This window comes from Propionicimonas sp., from assembly GCF_034927565.1.
Taxonomy (GTDB): Bacteria; Actinomycetota; Actinomycetes; order Propionibacteriales; family Propionibacteriaceae; genus Propionicimonas.
Map to the genome: position 1 here is coordinate 1 of NZ_JAYFPT010000015.1, position 17,055 is coordinate 17,055.

Consider the following 17,055-nt stretch of genomic DNA (forward strand, 5'->3'; position numbering starts at 1 on the left):
ATCTGAGACGTCGATCTGCATCGATTCAACCCTGAAAATGTCTCACGATGCGGCTGATCGTCTCAGATTCCGGCGCGGCGGGTTGCGGTAGCCCGGCTATCGGAGAAGTCTAGGAGTGCAAGACCGGCAACGGCGCCGCCCCTTCAACAACAGGAAGGTACGCGCATGACCGCTCCGGCACTGGTTGTGGTGGCTCACGGGAGCCAGGATCCCCGGGTCGCCCAGGTCACTCACGAGTTGCGCAAGGGACTGCAGTCCGCACGTCCTGAACTCACCGTCCACGGTGCGTTCCTCGACCACTGTTCACCCAGCGGCAGCCAGGTGGTGGCCCAGTTGGCCCGGCAGGGTGTCCCAGAAGTCGTCTTCGTCCCGCTCCAGCTCTCCAATGCGATCGACGTCGATCCGACGATCGATCAACTGGTCTGCCGCAGCCGCGCCGCCCACCCCGAGTTGCGCTTTGCCACCTCGCGTCCGATCGGCCCGGAGATCAGCCTGCTCACCGTCCTCGACCACCGGATGCGGGCGGCCCTGAGCCACGCCCGCTGCCTCGAACTGGACGGCCTGGTGCTCTCCGCCGAGTCCGCCGGCGATGTCCGCGGCAGCGCCCTGCTGGCTCGGCGGGCCCGGCAGTGGTCCACCCACCACCGGCTCCCCTGCCTCACCGCGGTCGCCGACGAGTCCGGGCCGTCGGTCGCCCAGGCGATCATGGGGCTGCGCGCCCAGGGACGGCGGCACATCGCCGTTGGCTCCTTCTTCCTGAGCGCGGACGAGGCCTACCATGCCCAGGCCGACCTCGCCTACCGGTTCGGTGCGGTCTCGGTCAGCGAGCCGATCGGCGCCGCCAGCGAAGTGGTCGACCTGGTGCTCGCCCGCTACGCCTTCGCCGCCATGGACCTGCTCGACTTCGGCGCAGCCGACGAACTCGACGCCGAACCGTCCGCCCCGCACCTGACCGTCGTCGGCGCCTGAGGCCTCGCTGCTGGCTGCCGGCCCGGCCCACCGGCAGCCGCGCCCGGCCCGGCCGTCAACTGCCGGTCCGCCCTCAGGGCATCGCCGTCAGCCGGCCGACCTCGGCCGACACGTCGAACTCGGCCGCTGGCCAGGAGATGTCCAGCCCGGCCAGCTTCTCGCGCAGCAGTTCGGCGACCGCCCAGTTGCGGTACCACTTCCGGTCAGCCGGAATCACGTACCAGGGCGCAACCTCGGTATTGCACCGCTCGAGCAGCACCTCGTAGGCCTCCATGTAGGCGGGCCACTTCGACCGCGAGTCCAGATCGCCCGGGTTGTACTTCCAGTATTTCGTCGGATCGGCCAGCCGCTCGGCCAGCCGTCTCTTCTGCTCGTCGAAGGAGACATTGAGCATGCACTTGACGATCGTCGTCCCGTTCGCAGCCAGCTTTGCCTCGAACTCGTTGAGCTCGTCGTACCGCTGGCTCCACACCGACTCGGGAACCAGGCTGTCGACCCGCACCACCAGAACATCCTCGTAGTGGGAACGGTCGAAGATGCCGATCATCCCCCGGCCCGGGAGCGCCTGCTCAATCCGCCACAGGTAGTGGTGCTGCAGTTCCTCGGCCGTCGGCGCCTTGAACGCCTTCAACTGGACACCCTGCGGGTCCACCAGCCCGATCGCGTGCCGGATCACCCCACCCTTGCCGGAGGTGTCCATGCCCTGCAGAACCACCAGCACCTTCGCCACCGAGTCCGGGTTGGACCTGCCGTCGGCATAGAGCCGCTCCTGCAGGTCGGAGAGCTCCGGCGCCAGCGCGTCGACATGCCGCTGCGCATCCTGCTTGCCCTTCCCGGGGTAGCCGGGAGTCGCGCGAGGGTCGAACTGGTCCATCCGCACCGGACCGGACGGCACCCGCAGCAGCGAACTCAGCGGCTCCCGCGCCCGCTTCGTCGCGTCGGATTTCGGGGACTTCCTCCTGGCTGCCATGGTCGTAGTCTGGACCCTTCGCCGCCTGCACGGCAGGATGGCCCAATGGTGGAAGCCCCGGCGTGTCGGAGACCGCGATGACCCTGCCCGTCCGACCCCCGCTCGAACCCATGCTCGCGCGCCCGGCCGCGGCCATCCCCGACGGCATGGCCTACGAGCCGAAATGGGACGGCTTCCGCTGCCTGGTCTTCCGGGACAACGACGAGGTCGAGCTGATCTCGCGCAACGGCAAACCGCTGACCGGTTACTTCCCCGAGATGGTGGCTGCGGTGCTGGCCAACACCCCGCCGCGGTGCGTCCTGGACGGCGAGCTCGTCGTGATCGACGGCCCGCGGCTGGACTTCGTCCGGCTCACCGAACGGATCCATCCCGCTGCCAGCCGGATCGACCTGCTCTCGCGCACCTGGCCGGCCTCCTTCGTCGCCTGGGATCTGCTCGCGCTGGACGACACCGCGCTGCTCGATGAGCCGTTCCGGCACCGGCGCGGCATCCTCGAACGCAGCCTGGCCCATGCCGATCCGCCGATCTACCTCACCCCGCTGACCACCGACAGCGAACTCGCCCGCCGCTGGTTCAGCCAGTTCGAGGGTGCAGGCCTCGACGGCGTGATCGCCAAACCCCTGGACGGGCCGTATCTCCCCGGCCAGCGGGCGATGGTCAAGGTCAAGCACAAGCGTGAAGCCGACGTCGTGGTGGCCGGCTACCGCTTCCACAAGAAGTCAACGCCACAACGCCCGCTGCTCGGCTCGCTGCAACTGGGCCTCTACGACGAGACCGGCCTGCTGCAGTTCGTCGGCGTAGCGGCGGCCTTCCCGGAGGCGACGCGTGCGGCACTGGTCGACAAACTCGCCGCCTTCGCCCTCCCGGACGGCGCTCCCCACCCGTGGTCGGGCGCCGACGTGGCCGGACGCCGTCCGGGCGCGATCAGCCGGTGGAGCGCGGAGTTGAAGGCCGTGGAGCTGCTCGAACCACGACTGGTCTGCACCGTCGGCTACGAGCACATGGAGGGAACCAGGTTCCGGCACACCGCACGCTTCCTGCGCTGGCGCCCCGACCGCGAACCCGCCAGCTGTACCTTCGAACAACTCGAGGAAGTGGTTTCCTTCGACTTGGACGGGATCCTCGGCAGGAGCTGACGCGGCGTTCACGTCCCGCCGGCTCGGCGGTGTTCAGCATTTCCTCAGGTAAACTCCTCCAGGCCATGAAGAGTGTGACGACAGGTGATCAGCAACCCCGGCAGAAGACGCCGTGGGGTTTGTGGGTGCTCGCGACCCTCGCCCTGATCCTGATTGCGACCGCCGGCTGGATCAGGTACCGATTCGGCTCCGTGGTGCTGGAGCAGGTCATCCTGCACCTCCCACTGCACGGCGAGGGCACGGGTAGCGACAACCTCATGGTCGAGGCAGTGGGAGTCTGCATCCTGGCACCGCTCGGGCTGGTCGCGCTGGTCGCCGCGCTGGTTCAGCGACGCCTGACAGGCCGGACGCGGCCACTGCCCCGCCGACGACTGGTGGCGGCCGCCACTGCCGGCACCGCGATCAGCCTGGGCGTCCTGCTGACGGTCGTGGGCGTTCCCCAGTTCGCGGCGGCGCAACTCGACGGCCGTACCTTCGCGCCCTACTACGTCACGCCACGGACCGGAACCCTCCCGGCCCACCCGAAGAACCTGATCACGATCTACCTGGAGTCGATGGAGAACACCTTCTCCGACACCGAACTGTTCGGTCACAACCTGCTCGCCCCGCTGGACGAGGCGACCGCCGACTGGGCCCGCTACGACGGCCTGCAACAGTATCCCGGCGGCGGCTGGACCATGGCCGGGGTGGTCAGCACCGAATGCGGCCTCCCTCTGAAGAGCCGGCTACTGGTCGGAGGGGTGGACCCCAATATCTTCGGTGAGCAGGCCGAGGAGTACCTGCCGTCAGCGACCTGCCTGGGCGACCTGCTGGCCAATGCCGGCTACACCAGCATCTACCTCGGCGGCGCGAACACCAGGTTCGCTGGCAAGGACACCTTCCTGAAGAACCACGGCTACGACGCCGTTCAGGGCCGCGAGGTCTGGGAGCGGTCCGGCGAGGATCCGGCCAATATCTCGATCTGGGGGCTGTCGGATGCTCGGCTGTTCAGCCATGCCCGCGATACCGTCGACGAACTGCGGGCCGCCGGAGAGCCGTTCAGCTTGACCATGTTGACCCTCGACACCCACGAACCCCCGGGGCTCTACTCCTCCTGCAGCACCGCCGACACCGACCCGATGGCCACCGCCATCACCTGTTCGATGCGGGCTGTGGCCGGATTCCTGGACTACCTGAAGGACAGCGGCGCCCTGGCGGACACGGTGGTGGTCGTGATGGGCGATCACCTCAAGGCGACCGCCGAGGGTGGCTCCTTCAAGGCCGAACTGGACGGGACCGCCGACCGCACCATCGTGCTGCGGGTCTGGAGCCCCGAGCCGGTGCAGTTCGCCCGGCCACGTGCCGACCAGTTCAGCATGCTGGCCACCAGCCTCGACCTGCTGGGCCTGCTGCCGTCCGACGGCCGTGCCGGGCTGGGGGTTTCCCTGCTGCACGACTACCCGCTCACCGACACCGCCCTGGAACTACCCGAGGACCAGTACCAGGAGACAGTCACCTCCCCCTCCTCCGACCTCTACAAGGAACTCTGGGCGACCCCCCAGCACTGACCCGAAAGTCCCTGCTCCCGCGAGGCCTACTCCTGCCAGTTGGCCGGGTTCTTCTTGCTGGGCTGCACCCGGGGCGGCTCGCCGGGCATCTTCGGGTACTCCGGCGGATACGGCAGGTCGCCCTCCCCCGCTGCCGCGTCCCGCTCGTACCACTCCAGAGCGGTGTCCAGCGATCCCGGCCCGGCATCCTCCAGGTCCTGCCACAGATCGCCCTGTTCGGCGAACCTGGCCGGCATCGTGAGGATGCTGAAGTCGGACGGCTGCACCTGGGGAAGTTCGTCCCAGTGCAGCGGTGCGGACACCAGGCCACGCGGGGTCGGGCGCAGTGAATAGGCCGAGGTCATCAGCCGGTCGCGGGCCATCTGGTTGAAGTCGACGAAGATCCGCTCGCCGCGCTCCTCCTTCCACCAGTTGACCGTCACCTGTTCGGACATCCGGCGGGCGAGTTCGCGTCCGACCGCGATCGCCGCATGCCGGGCGGCGATGAAGTCGGCACCGCGGACGGGAGCGAAGACGTGCACCCCCCGTCCGCCGCTGGTCTTGGGGAAGCCGGTCAGACCGGCGTCGGCCAGCACCTGACGCAACTCCAGCGCGGCGGCCACCGCCATCGCGAAGTCGGAGCCGGGCTGCGGATCCAGGTCGATCCGCAACTGGTCAACCAGGTCGGTGTCGGGCGCCCGCACCGGCCACGGGTGGAATCTCACCGTGCCCAGGTTGACCATCCACAAGATGGTCGCCAGATCGGCCGGGGCGACCTCGACAGCGGTGCGGCCCGACGGGAAGGCAACCGTTGTGGTCTGCACCCAGTCGGGTCGGGAGGACGGCGCACGTTTCTGGTAGAACGCCTCGCCACGGCCATCGGCGCGGGTGGCCACCACCACGTCCTCCCGGACTCCACCCGGCCAGCGTTCCATGGTCGTCGGACGGTCGCGCAGTGCGTTGAGAATCCCGGGGCCAACCGCAAGGAAGTACTCCGCGACGCCCCGCTTGGTCACCCCGAGTTCGGCGAAATAGGGCTTGTCCGGGCTGGACAGCCGAACCGGCCGTCCGTCCACCTCGAGCTCGATCGCATCGTCCGCCATTCCGCCACCCTACGCAGCTGCTTGGGAATGCTGAATAGGCTGGACTGCGCAGCAGCGGCCGCACCGAGCCGCTGGCTGGAGTGAGGAGCAGGGAGGCACGATGGCACTGTCGATCATCAAAACTCCGCAGGAATGGCGCGAGCAGCTCAGTAGCTTGGAGTACCACGTGCTGCGCGAGGGCGGCACCGAACGTCCATTCACCGGCGAGTACACCGACCTGGACTCCCCTGGCATCTACCGTTGCAAGGCCTGCGGGGCGGAGCTGTTCCGCAGCGAACACAAGTTCGCCTCGCACTGTGGCTGGCCGTCCTTCTTCACCAGCGCCGCCGAGGATCGGGTGCGCTACCTGACCGACGACAGCCTGCCCGGCCGTCCCCGGACGGAGGTGCGCTGCGCGGCCTGCGACTCCCACCTCGGCCATGTCTTCGCCGGTGAGGGCTACGACACCCCCACCGACCTCCGCTTCTGCATCAACTCCGTCTGCCTGACCTTCGAACCCACCCAGGGCTAGCTCCTCGGTTCCCGGTCGGCGCGTCCAACCCGCTCCTGCCGGGGCCAGCGGTTAACCTCAGGGCGTGGGAGCCAGCAACCAGCGTTCGGCACCGCCCCTGTTCGAGGGTGCGGTCGCGGCCATCATGGGGATGCGCTGGCGTCCGGAGATCGTGATCGAGGAGATCCCGGCACCCCAGAAGATCGCCCCCTTCGCCGTCGCTGTCAGCGCCGATGTCGTCGTGGCGAACGAGGAACTCGCCAGTGGCCGGCTGGTTCTGCTGCACGACCCGGGTGGCAATGTCTCCTGGGACGGCGACTTCCGCTGCGTCACCTATGCCCGCGCCGATGTGGACGCCGAGATGGTCGCCGATCCGCTGCTCACCGACGTCGGCTGGTCGTGGCTGCTCGACGCTCTGGAGCGCAACCACGCCGACTATGTCGCCCCCAGTGGCACGGTCACCGCCGTGTCGAGCAAGGCGTTCGGCGCGATCAGCACCGAGCCGCCCCGAGCCGAGATCGAGCTGCGGGCGTCCTGGACGCCCCTGCTGACCAGCGCCGACCAGCTCACCGGCCACCTGACCGCCTGGTCGGAGTTGCTGTGCATGACCGCCGGACTGCCGCCGCTCCCCGAGGGCGTGGTGCCGATCCTGCCCCGTCGTCCCGGAGTGCGCCCACGGTGACAGCTACCCTCCTCACCGAACCCGCTGACGGCATTCCCGCCATCACCGACACTCCCGAAGCCCTCGCCGACACGATCGCCGCGCTCGCCGCGGGGAGTGGCCCGCTCGCCGTCGACACCGAGCGCGCCCAAGGGTTCCGCTACACCGGCAAGGCCTACCTGATCCAGCTGCGGCGGGCCGGGGCCGGGACCCACCTGGTGGACCCGATCGCCTTCGAGGACGGATCAGAACGCGCCGATCTCTCAGCCCTGTGCGTCGCCGTCGAGCAGGCCGAATGGATCCTCCACGCCGCCTCGCAGGATCTGCCCTGCCTCGCCGAGGTGAAGCTGTGGCCCCAGACGCTGTTCGACACCGAGTTGGCGGCCCGGCTGCTCGGCATTCCCCGGGTCAACCTCGGCGCCCTGATGGAGGAGGCGCTGGAGATCACCCTGCTCAAGGAGCACTCGGCCGCGGACTGGTCGCGCCGTCCGTTGCCCCCGGAGTGGCTGGCCTACGCTGCCCTCGACGTGGAACGCCTGGATGATCTGCGGCTGTGGCTGATCGACCAGCTCGAGGCGGCCGGAAAGCTGGACTGGGCCTACCAGGAGTTCGCCCATCTGGTCGCCCACGCAAAGGACGTCCCGGCCGCACCGGCCGATCCCTGGCGCCGCACCTCCGGTCTGCACGCCGTCCGCTCCGGGCTCGGGCTCGCGGTGGTCAGGGCGCTGTGGCAGGCCAGGGACGGGCTGGCCCGTGAGCTCGACCGCGGCCCGGGACGCATCCTCAACGATCGTGCGATCACCGAAGTCGCAGCCATGGTCGAACAGACGAAGAAGGCGCCCACCCGGCTCGAGCTGCGCAAGGTGCGCGGCTTCACGATGCGCTCGGCCACCCGGCACGAGGCAGTCTGGCTGGACGCCATCGACCAGGCCCTCCAGTTGCCCCGCGGCGAACTCCCGCCGCGCCAGTTGGCCGCCTCCGGGCCGCCGCCACCACGGTCCTGGGAGTCCCGCTGGCCAGAATCCTTCGCCCGCTGGTCGCGGGTGCGTCCGGCGTTGGTCGAGCGGGCCGAGGAACTGCAACTGCCGGTGGAGAACCTGATCTCCCCCGATGTCGTCAAGCGGCTGCTGTGGGACTCGGCCGACCACACCGATGCCCGGTACCTCACCGAGCGGCTTGAGGAGTTCGGTGCCCGCCCGTGGCAACGCGACCTGGTGATCCCGGTGCTGCTGGAGGCCTGGAACTGAGCCAGGCTCGGCCAGCGGTCAGGAGAGCCTTTCGACCGGGACGGTCATGATCTGACGGGCGAACGCCTCGGTGATCTCCCGCGCGAGCTGCTGGGCAGTCAGGCCGATCGAGTCGAGCAACTCCCCGCGTGAGCCCTGCGGAAGGAAATCCTGCGGAATGCCGAACTCCCGTACCAGCGTGGTGATCCCGGCGGCCCGCGCCTCCTGGGAGAGCCGGGAGCCCAGTCCCCCGGCCACGCCGCCGTCCTCGATGGTGGCGACCAGGTCGTGCTCCCGAACCAGTTCGAGCAGGTTTGCCGAGACTGGCAACGCCCACACCGGGTCGACCACCGTGGCGGCGATCCCTTGCTGGGCGAGCCGCTGGCCGACGTCGACAGCGGTGCCACAGAACTGGCCGTAGCCGACCACCAGCACCCGGGCATGCGGCTGCGCGAGCAGGATGTCGACATCGCCGCGCCGCGCCACCGCTGCCAGTGGCTCCGGCAGCGGCTCCTTGGAGTACCGCAGGACGCTCGGGCCGTCATCGATCGAGACTGCCTGCTGCAGGGCCTCGCAGAGCCGCTGCTCGTCGCGTGGCGCGGCCAGCCGCAGGCCCGGAACCAGGCCGAGCAGACCGAGATCCCACATCCCGTTGTGGCTGGGGCCGTCGGGCCCGGTCACCCCGGCGCGATCCAGGACGAAGGTGACCCCCTGCCGATGCAGGGCGACATCCATCAGCACCTGATCGAACGCGCGGTTGAGGAAGGTGGCGTAGACCGCGAACACGGGATGCAGGCCACCGGCCGACAAGCCGGCCGCCGAGGCGACCGCGTGCTGCTCGGCAATGCCCACGTCGAACACCCGGTCGGGGAAGTGCCGGGCAAAGGTGGCCAGGCCGGTCGGGTGCAGCATGGCAGCGGTGACCGCGACCACCCGGTCGTTGGTGGCGCCGATCCGGGCGAGTTCGTCGCCGAAGGCGTCCGTCCAGGTGCGGACGCCGGCCTCGCCCAGCGACTCACCGGTCAGCTCGTCGAACTTCCCGACGGTGTGGAACCGGTCCTCCTCGTTCTCCTCGGCGGCCCAGAAGCCGCGGCCCTTCTCGGTGATGCAGTGCACCAGCACCGGTCCACCGAAGTTCCTGGCCTGCTGCAACGCCAGTTCCATGGCGTGGACGTCGTGGCCGTTGATCGGCCCAACATACTTCAGGCCGAGTTCGGTGAACATGCCCTGCGGCACCAGCACGTCCCGCACGCCCATCTTGATGCCGTGCAGGATGCCGTAGACCATCGGGCCGATCTTCGGCATCCTCTTCACCGAGTCCTTGATCCAGGTCAGGAGGCGTTCATAGCGCCGATCGGTACGGATCGCGGTCAGCTGCTGGCCCAGGCCCTGCAGCTGGGTGGCGATCCCCCCCACCGTCGGGGTGTAGGAACGGCCATTGTCATTGACCACCACGATCAGCTTCAGGTCACGCTGGACGGCGATGTTGTTCAACGCCTCCCACACCATGCCACCGGTGAGCGCACCGTCGCCGATCACAGCCACCACGCAGCGGTCCTCACCGCGTAGCTTGAAGGCCTTGGCCATGCCCTCCGCCCACGACAACGAGGCCGAGGCGTGGGAATTCTCGACCCAGTCGTGCTCGGACTCGGTCCGGCTCGGGTAGCCGGACAGTCCAGCTGTCTGGCGCAGCGTCGGGAACCCCGCCTGCCGGCCGGTGAGGATCTTGTGGACGTAGCTCTGGTGGCCGGTGTCGAAGACGATCGGGTCGTGCGGTGAGTCGAAGATCCGGTGGATCGCCAGGGTCAGTTCGACGACCCCGAGGTTCGGGCCAAGATGGCCGCCGGTGCGACTGACATTGCTGATCAGGAAGGCCCTGATCTCCTCGGCGAGGGTGGTGAGCTGTTCGAGGCTGAGCCCGCGAAGATCGGAAGGCTGCTCGATCTGCTCCAGGAGTGACACGTCCCCGAGTGTACGTCTGTTGGCCACCACCACGCCTCAGCCCTGGGCCAGTCGGACGATCACGAGGATCCCCAGAATTACGAAGGCCAGGCCGAGGGTGGCCAATTGCACCCGCCGCAACACCGTCCGGCCGGACCAACCGGTGCTGGCCAGCACCGCTGCGGCGGGCAACACCAGCAACACCACCCACCACCACCAGTCCAGGGCGTGCTGAAGGCCCAGCAACAGGGCGAGCAGACCGGTGCCGACGCCCAGCCAGACTCCCCACCAGGTCTCCACCTTCAGCAACACCAGCGCGCCGGCGTAGGCGGCTGCGAAACCGAGCATCGTCAGGATCGCCGCCCAGAGCAGTGCGCAGTCGACCGCCAGGTCGGCCAACTCGTCGGATCCGCCGACCGGGACGCTGCAGGCCAGCGGGCGAACCACCTGGTACGCGATCAGTGCCACCAGTCCACCCGCGACGACCCCCAGGACGGCCGCCAGATAGCTCCAGGCGATCCGTCCGGCGAGGTCGGGACTCTCCACGACCACCGGCGTCACCCGGGCTTTCCGGCTCACGACTGCCCCCTGTTCACCCTTGGTGTGCCTGTCACCGCGATCCGCGACCGCCGACCGGAGACCGCAGTGTAGGCCGAACCACTGTGCCGGACCTGTGCGAGCCAGACCGGTGCGGCCTCAGCGCTCCAGCAGAGATCGCAGCACGTACTGCATGATCCCGCCATGCCGGTAGTAGTCCGCCTCCCCGGGGGTGTCGATCCGGACGACCGCCTCGAAGACCACCGGCTCGCCGTCGCCCTGCGCCGTCACCGTCACGGTCTGCGGGATGGCACCGTCGTTGAGCGCCGTCACCCCGGTCACCGAGAAGGTCTCGGTGCCGGTCAGGCCGAGGGACTCCGCGTTCTCGCCGTCGGGGAACTGCAGCGGCAGGACGCCCATGCCGATCAGGTTGGACCGGTGGATCCGTTCGTAGCTCTCGGCGATCACCACCTTCACCCCCAGCAACGCGGTGCCCTTGGCCGCCCAGTCCCGTGAGGAACCCGATCCGTATTCCTTACCGGTCAGCACCACCAGCGGGATGCCGTGGGCGAGGTACTGCTGCGAGGCCTCGTAGACGGTGGTCACCGGGGCATCCGGCCGAGTGAAGTCGCGGGTGTAGCCGCCCTCGGTGCCGGCGGCGAGCTGGTTGCGCAGCCGGATATTGGCGAAGGTGCCGCGGATCATCACCTCGTGGTTGCCCCGGCGCGAACCGTAGGAGTTGAAGTCGGGCCGCTGCACACCGTGCTCGGTGAGGTACTTCCCGGCCGGGCTGTCCAGCTTGATGGCGCCGGCGGGCGAGATGTGATCGGTGGTCACCGAGTCGCCAAGCTTCAACAGCACCCGGGCGCCGAGGATATCGGCCACCGGCTGGGGATGGCGCGGCAGGTCCTCGAAGTACGGCGGCTTGCGGACGTAGGTGGAGCTGTCCTCCCACTCGAAGACCTCGCCCTGGGGGGTCGGCAGCGAACGCCAGGTGTCGTCACCGGCGAACACGTCGGCGTACCGCGAGGTGAACATGTCGGCGGAGATCGAGGAGTTGATCACCTCGTCGACCTCGGCCTGGGTCGGCCAGATGTCACGCAGGTAGACGTCGGTGCCGTCGCTGGCCCGGCCGAGGGGCTCACTGGTGAGGTCGATGTCCATCCGTCCGGCCAGCGCGTAGGCCACCACCAGCGGCGGGCTTGCCAGGTAGTTCATCTTCACATCGGGGTTGATCCGGCCCTCGAAGTTGCGGTTGCCCGACAGCACCGAGGTCACCGCCAGGTCGTTCTCGTTGACCGCCCGGGAGATCTCCGGGATCAGCGGCCCGGAGTTGCCGATGCAGGTGGTGCAGCCGTAGCCGACCAGGTCGAAGTCCAGCGCGTTGAGGTACTGGTCGAGCCCGGACCTGGCGTAGTAGTCGGTGACCACCTTCGAGCCAGGGGCCAGCGAGGTCTTCACCCACGGCTTGCGGGTCAACCCCTTCTCGACCGCCTTCTTGGCCACCAGCGCCGCGCCGATCATGACGCTCGGGTTGGAGGTGTTGGTGCAGGAGGTGATCGCCGCGATCGTGACCGCGCCGTTGGGCAGGTCGAACTCCTCGCCGCTGCTCAACGTGACGTGGGCCGGCTTCGTCCGCTCGCTGACGTAATTGCCGACCACATCCTCGAAGGACGCCTTGGCCTGGCTGAGCAGAATCCGGTCCTGCGGGCGCTTCGGGCCGGCGATGGACGGCACCACGGTGGACAGGTCAAGTTCCAGGTACTCCGAGAACCGCGGCTCGTGCGCCGGGTCGTGCCACAGCCCCTGCGCCCTCGCATAGGCCTCCACCAGCGCCAACTGCGGCTCGGAGCGGCCGGTGAGCCGCAGGTAGTCGACGGTCTTGTCGTCGATCGGGAAGATCGCGATGGTGGAGCCGTACTCGGGGCTCATATTGCCGATCGTGGCCCGGTTGGCCAGCGGCACCTCGGAGACACCGCTGCCGTAGAACTCGACGAACTTGCCGACCACCTTGTGCTGGCGGAGCATGTCGGTGATGGTCAGCACCAGGTCGGTGGCGGTGGTGCCCTCGGGCAGCTTGCCGGACAGTTTGAAACCGACCACCCGTGGGATCAGCATGCTCACCGGCTGGCCGAGCAGGGCTGCCTCGGCCTCGATGCCGCCGACCCCCCAGCCGACCACGCCCAGACCGTTGACCATGGTGGTGTGGGAGTCGGTGCCGACGCAGGTGTCGGGGTAGGCCTGCAGTGTGCCGTTGACCTCGCGCGGGAAGACCACCCGGGCCAGGTGCTCGATGTTGACCTGGTGGACGATGCCAGTGCCCGGCGGTACGACCACGAAGTCGTCGAAGGCGGTCTGTCCCCAGCGCAGGAACTGGTAGCGCTCGCGGTTGCGCTGGTACTCCAGTTCGACATTGCGGACGAAGGCGTCCGGGGTACCGAACAGGTCGGCGACCACCGAGTGGTCGATCACCATCTCGGCGGGCGCCAGCGGGTTCACCCTGGCCGGGTCGCCGCCCAGGTCGGCCATCGCCTCGCGCATCGTGGCCAGGTCGACGATGCACGGCACACCGGTGAAGTCCTGCATGATCACCCGCGCGGGGGTGAACTGGATCTCGCGGTTCGGCTGGTCGGCAGGGTTCCACTGCCCGAGGGCCGCGATGTGTTCGGCGGTGACGTTCGCGCCGTCCTCGGTGCGCCGCAGGTTCTCCAGCAGCACCTTCAGGCTGAACGGCAGGGTGTCGGAGCCCTCAACGGCATCGATCCGGTAGATCTCGTACGTGGTGTCGCCAACCTTCAGGTCCGCCCGCGACTGGTAGCTGTCGATGCCCATCGATCCTCCTCGACGCAAAACTATCTCGATATCGAGATAATAGCTCATCCGGCAGTTGCGACGTTAGCGCGAATCGCCTCGCTGCTGAACTGTCGCAAGGCTGAACCGTTCGCCGCCAGGACGTGTGGGACGCAGCACCAGTCAGCTGAGGCCGCGCGCGGCACGCTGGCGGGCCGCCCACTCCGCCTGGAGCTCCTCGTCGCCCATCACCAGGAAGACCACCGGGCAGTCCTGCGGGCCGGTGACGTCGAGTTGGCACAGCGTGCAGGGTTCTCCGGGACGCAACGGGCACTTCGGCTGCGGTGTGCGGCGGCGGGCCGGTGTCGCTGTCGTGGTCACGAGTTCACGGTACGCCCGAAACCGCCACTACACGGCATCGTACGACACGCAGTAGTAATCCTTACACCCCGGCCGGGACAAGCAGCGCGAGGCATTCGACGTGGTGCGTCGTGCCGTACAGGTCGAAGGCCCGCAGCTGGACCGTCCGGTAGCCGAGGCCGGCGGCGGTAGCCAGATCGCGGGCCAGGGACGCCGGGTCGCAGGAGACGTAGGCCAGGGCCCGCGGACGACGGGACGCGAGGCCGGCCAGTACCGCCTTCCCGGCACCGCTGCGGGGTGGATCGAGCACCACCAGGTCGGCGCGTGCCGGCATCCGCCGCAGGGTTGCTGCGACATCGCCGGCCCAGAACCTGGCCTCGGGCACGTTCCGGCGAGCGTAGCGGACCGCCTGGGCACTTCCTTCGATCCCCCACACCTGGCAGCCGGCATCCACCAGCGCGGCGGCGAACAGCCCCACCCCGCAGAACAGGTCGAAGGCCCACTCCCCCGCCACCGGCTGCAGCGCGGCCAGCACCGCGTCAGTCAGCAGCCGCGGCGCCGCCGCATGGCTCTGCCAGAAGCCGTCGGCGGCCACCTCGAAGCGCCGCTGCCCCAGTCGCTCGGTGAGAGTGGCCGGCAGCGCCGCCCGCTCGGCCATCACCGCACCCGAGGCCGCCGCCACCGCGATCACCGGTTCCTCCCCCGGCAGCACACCTGGCCGGGCGATCCTCTGGTCGGCGATCAGGCAGCCCTGGGGCGGCAGCGGCACCACCTCGTTCGAACGGTGTGCCCGGAGTCCGAGCCTGCCCTGGTCGTCGCGGTGGTAGCGCATCCGGGTGCGCCAGCCGAAACCGTCGCGGTCCGCTGACTCGACGGCGCCGGTGAAGGCGATCCCGGCCTGGTGCTGCAGCAGCCCGGCCACCACCTCGCGCTTGAGTTCCCGCGACGCCGCCACCGGCAGGTGCTGGAAATCGCAGCCGCCGCAGGCCGCCGCCACCGGGCAGGGTGCCGGGCGGCGCAGCGGGCTGGCGTCCACCACCTCCACGGCATCCCCGCGGGCGAACCTCGCCTGCACCCCGGTGATCTCCACCCTCACCTGTTCCCCGGGGATCGCATGCCTGACGAAGACCACCATGCCGTCCCAGCGGCTGACGCAGTGCCCGCCGTGGGCGATCGGCCCGACCTCGACCGGCCCGATCCGCTGTCCCACCTGCAGCGGGAGGACTCGTTCAGCCACGCCGACGGCCCTCCAGTGCCTTCCCCATCCGCGCCTCGCCACGGCCGGAGCGCCGCCGGGCCGCCACGCTGTCGCGCGAGGCCCGCGCGAGCGCGTACCGGGAGGACTCCAACTGGTAGGGCACCGAGGTGACCATCACACCCTGCAGGAAGCTCAGCCGAGCCTTCAGCAGGAAACCGGTCTGGTTGTGCAGCAGCCGCTCCCACCAATGCCCCACCACGTACTCCGGGATGTACACGCAGACCACATCGCGCGGGTTGTCGGAGTGCAGGCCCTTCACATAGTTCAGGAAGGGGCCGAGCACTTCCCGGTAGGGCGAGGCGATCGCCTTCAGCGGCACCCCGATCTGCAGGGCGTCCCACTCGGCCACCAGCTTGCGTACCTCCTGGGCGTCCACGGCAACCGTGATCGCCTCGATCGTGCTGGCTCGGGTGGCGCGGGCGAAGTTCACCGCCCGCACTGTCGGCTTGTTCAACTCGGTGACCAGGACCACCGCGCGCACCCGGCTGGGCAGCAACCGGGCGTCCGCCGGGCCGACGGCCGTCTCGCGGGCCACCCGGTCGTAGTGGGCGCGGATGCTGCGCATCAGCAGGAAGACCAGCACCATGGCGATCACCGCCAGGTAGGCCCCGTAGATGAACTTGGACGCCAGCACGATCACCAGCACCACGCCGGTGCAGCTCAGGCCGACCGCGTTGATCACCCGGGAGCGCAGCATGCGAGCCCGGCGCTTCGGATCCTGTTCGGTCCTCAGCCGGCGCGTCCAGTGCCGCATCATGCCGAGCTGGCTCACCGTGAAGGACACGAACACACCCACCACGTAGAGCTGGATGAGCGCTGTCACACTGGCGTTGAAGGCCAGCACCAGCGCGACCGCTGCCCCGGCCAGCGCCAGGATGCCGTTGGAGTAGGCCAGCCGGTCGCCGCGGGTGTAGAGCGCCTTGGGCAGATAGCCGTCCCGGGACAGGATCGCACCCAGCACCGGAAACCCGTTGAACGCGGTGTTCGCGGCCAGGAACAGGATGATCATGGTCGCCCCGATCACCACGTACAGGCCCGGCTGGAAATCGCTGAACACCGTCCGGGCGAGCTGGCCCATGGCGGTCTCGTGCGGCACCTCCACGACGACCCCGTTCGCAATGAACGAGGACCCGCCGGCGTCGTCGATCAGCTTCAGCCCGGTGAGGTTCGCCAGCGCCACGATCCCGGCCATCATCGAGATCGCCACCGTGCCCAGCAGACCCAGTGTGGTGGCGGCATTGCGGCTCTTCGGCTCCCGGAACGCCGGGACGCCGTTGGAGATCGCCTCCACGCCGGTCAGCGCCGCACAGCCGGAGGAGAACGCCCGCGCCACCAGCACCAGCACCAGCACCCCGCTGAACGACTCGTAGCCGGGAGCCGGGGCGATCTCCAGCCCGGCCGTCGGTGCCTGCAGCGGTTCACGCAGCACCAGGATCCGGAACAGCCCCCAGCCGGTCATCCCGAGCACGGCGATCATGAAGCCGTAGGTGGGGATCGCGAACAGTGCCCCGGACTCCCGCACCCCACGCAGGTTCAGTGACATCAGCAGCACGATCACCGCCGCCGCCCACAGCCCCTCGTGGCCGGCCAGGAAGGGAAGGATCGCCTTCGCGTTCTGGATACCGGACGAGACCGACACCGCCACCGTCAGCACGTAGTCGACCAGCAGCGCGCTGGCCACCGTGAGCCCGGCGTTCGGGCCCAGGTTCGCCGTGGCCACCTCGTAGTCACCGCCGCCGGACGGGTAGGCGTGCACGGTCTGCCGGTAGGACAGCACCACGATCAGCATCACCAGGCCGACCGCCAACGCGATCTCCCAGGACAGCGACAGCGCCGCCATGCCCGCCAGCGAGAGAGTGAGCAGGATCTCGTCGGGGGCATAGGCCACCGAGCTCAGCGCATCCGAGGCGAACACCGGCAGTGCGATCCGCTTCGGCAGCAGCGTCTCACCCAGCTGGGCACTGGCCAGCTTGCGGCCGACAAGCACGCGCTTGACCAGGTCGGACACGTTCACGTCGGGTCACTCTATGCCCAGCGGCGCGGCACGGAGGTCACGATCCGGTGTAGCGTCGACTCCGACACCACCAC

The 17,055-nt window shown here is 69.0% G+C and carries 14 protein-coding genes; 6 read left to right on the top strand and 8 right to left on the bottom strand.

The window, feature by feature from the left end:
- The first annotated feature begins 165 nt into the window (after nt 1–165).
- Nucleotides 166–969 (top strand): sirohydrochlorin chelatase, encoded by an 804-nt coding sequence (locus VB080_RS04280; RefSeq protein ID WP_323417193.1) that lies wholly within the window; start codon nt 166–168, stop codon nt 967–969.
- Between the two features lie 73 nt (nt 970–1,042).
- On the opposite strand, the gene VB080_RS04285 is transcribed toward VB080_RS04280, so the two are convergent.
- Nucleotides 1,043–1,939, bottom strand: coding sequence for a polyphosphate kinase 2 family protein (locus VB080_RS04285; protein WP_323417194.1), 897 nt, complete (start codon nt 1,937–1,939; stop codon nt 1,043–1,045).
- A 77-nt stretch (nt 1,940–2,016) separates the two neighbouring features.
- On the opposite strand from VB080_RS04285, the gene VB080_RS04290 reads away from it, so the two are divergent.
- Nucleotides 2,017–3,075, top strand: coding sequence for an ATP-dependent DNA ligase (locus VB080_RS04290; RefSeq protein ID WP_323417195.1), 1,059 nt, complete (start codon nt 2,017–2,019; stop codon nt 3,073–3,075).
- 65 nt (nt 3,076–3,140) lie between these two features.
- Nucleotides 3,141–4,622, top strand: coding sequence for a sulfatase-like hydrolase/transferase (locus VB080_RS04295; RefSeq protein WP_323417196.1), 1,482 nt, complete (start codon nt 3,141–3,143; stop codon nt 4,620–4,622).
- A gap of 26 nt (nt 4,623–4,648) precedes the next feature.
- Here VB080_RS04295 and VB080_RS04300 read toward each other — a convergent pair whose 3' ends face one another.
- Nucleotides 4,649–5,704, bottom strand: a complete 1,056-nt coding sequence (locus VB080_RS04300) for an ATP-dependent DNA ligase (RefSeq protein WP_323417197.1) — start codon at nt 5,702–5,704, stop codon at nt 4,649–4,651.
- 100 nt (nt 5,705–5,804) lie between these two features.
- Here VB080_RS04300 and msrB point away from each other — a divergent pair, with 100 nt between their 5' ends.
- The 3 genes from msrB (at nt 5,805) to VB080_RS04315 (ending at nt 8,102) form a co-directional block, all read left to right on the top strand.
- Nucleotides 5,805–6,215 (top strand): peptide-methionine (R)-S-oxide reductase MsrB, encoded by a 411-nt coding sequence (gene msrB, locus VB080_RS04305; protein ID WP_323417198.1) that lies wholly within the window; start codon nt 5,805–5,807, stop codon nt 6,213–6,215.
- Nucleotides 6,216–6,279: 64 nt separating this feature from the next.
- A complete protein-coding gene (locus VB080_RS04310; RefSeq protein ID WP_323417199.1) occupies nt 6,280–6,876 on the top strand; it encodes a DUF3000 domain-containing protein in 597 nt (198 codons plus the stop codon).
- Nucleotides 6,873–8,102: an HRDC domain-containing protein gene (locus VB080_RS04315; RefSeq protein WP_323417200.1), complete on the top strand. Its 1,230-nt coding sequence runs from the start codon at nt 6,873–6,875 to the stop codon at nt 8,100–8,102. Before VB080_RS04310 ends, VB080_RS04315 begins: the two co-directional genes overlap by 4 nt.
- Before the next feature lie 18 nt (nt 8,103–8,120).
- Here the strand turns inward: VB080_RS04315 and dxs are convergent, their stop codons facing one another.
- The 6 genes from dxs to VB080_RS04345 all read right to left on the bottom strand — a co-directional run bounded on the left by dxs (nt 8,121) and on the right by VB080_RS04345 (nt 16,981).
- A complete protein-coding gene (gene dxs / locus VB080_RS04320) occupies nt 8,121–10,043 on the bottom strand; it encodes a 1-deoxy-D-xylulose-5-phosphate synthase (RefSeq protein WP_323417201.1) in 1,923 nt (640 codons plus the stop codon).
- 36 nt (nt 10,044–10,079) lie between these two features.
- Nucleotides 10,080–10,601, bottom strand: a complete 522-nt coding sequence (locus VB080_RS04325; RefSeq protein WP_323417202.1) for a hypothetical protein — start codon at nt 10,599–10,601, stop codon at nt 10,080–10,082.
- Between the two features lie 117 nt (nt 10,602–10,718).
- Nucleotides 10,719–13,391, bottom strand: a complete 2,673-nt coding sequence (gene acnA, locus VB080_RS04330) for an aconitate hydratase AcnA (protein ID WP_323417203.1) — start codon at nt 13,389–13,391, stop codon at nt 10,719–10,721.
- Between the two features lie 141 nt (nt 13,392–13,532).
- Nucleotides 13,533–13,730, bottom strand: a complete 198-nt coding sequence (locus VB080_RS04335) for a DUF6767 domain-containing protein (RefSeq protein WP_323417204.1) — start codon at nt 13,728–13,730, stop codon at nt 13,533–13,535.
- Between the two features lie 61 nt (nt 13,731–13,791).
- On the bottom strand, nt 13,792–14,946 hold the full coding sequence (locus VB080_RS04340) for a class I SAM-dependent RNA methyltransferase (RefSeq protein ID WP_323417205.1): 1,155 nt from the start codon (nt 14,944–14,946) through the stop codon (nt 13,792–13,794).
- Nucleotides 14,939–16,981, bottom strand: a complete 2,043-nt coding sequence (locus VB080_RS04345; protein ID WP_323417206.1) for an APC family permease — start codon at nt 16,979–16,981, stop codon at nt 14,939–14,941. The genes VB080_RS04340 and VB080_RS04345 overlap by 8 nt, the downstream gene beginning before the upstream one ends.
- Nucleotides 16,982–17,055: the final 74 nt, after the last annotated feature.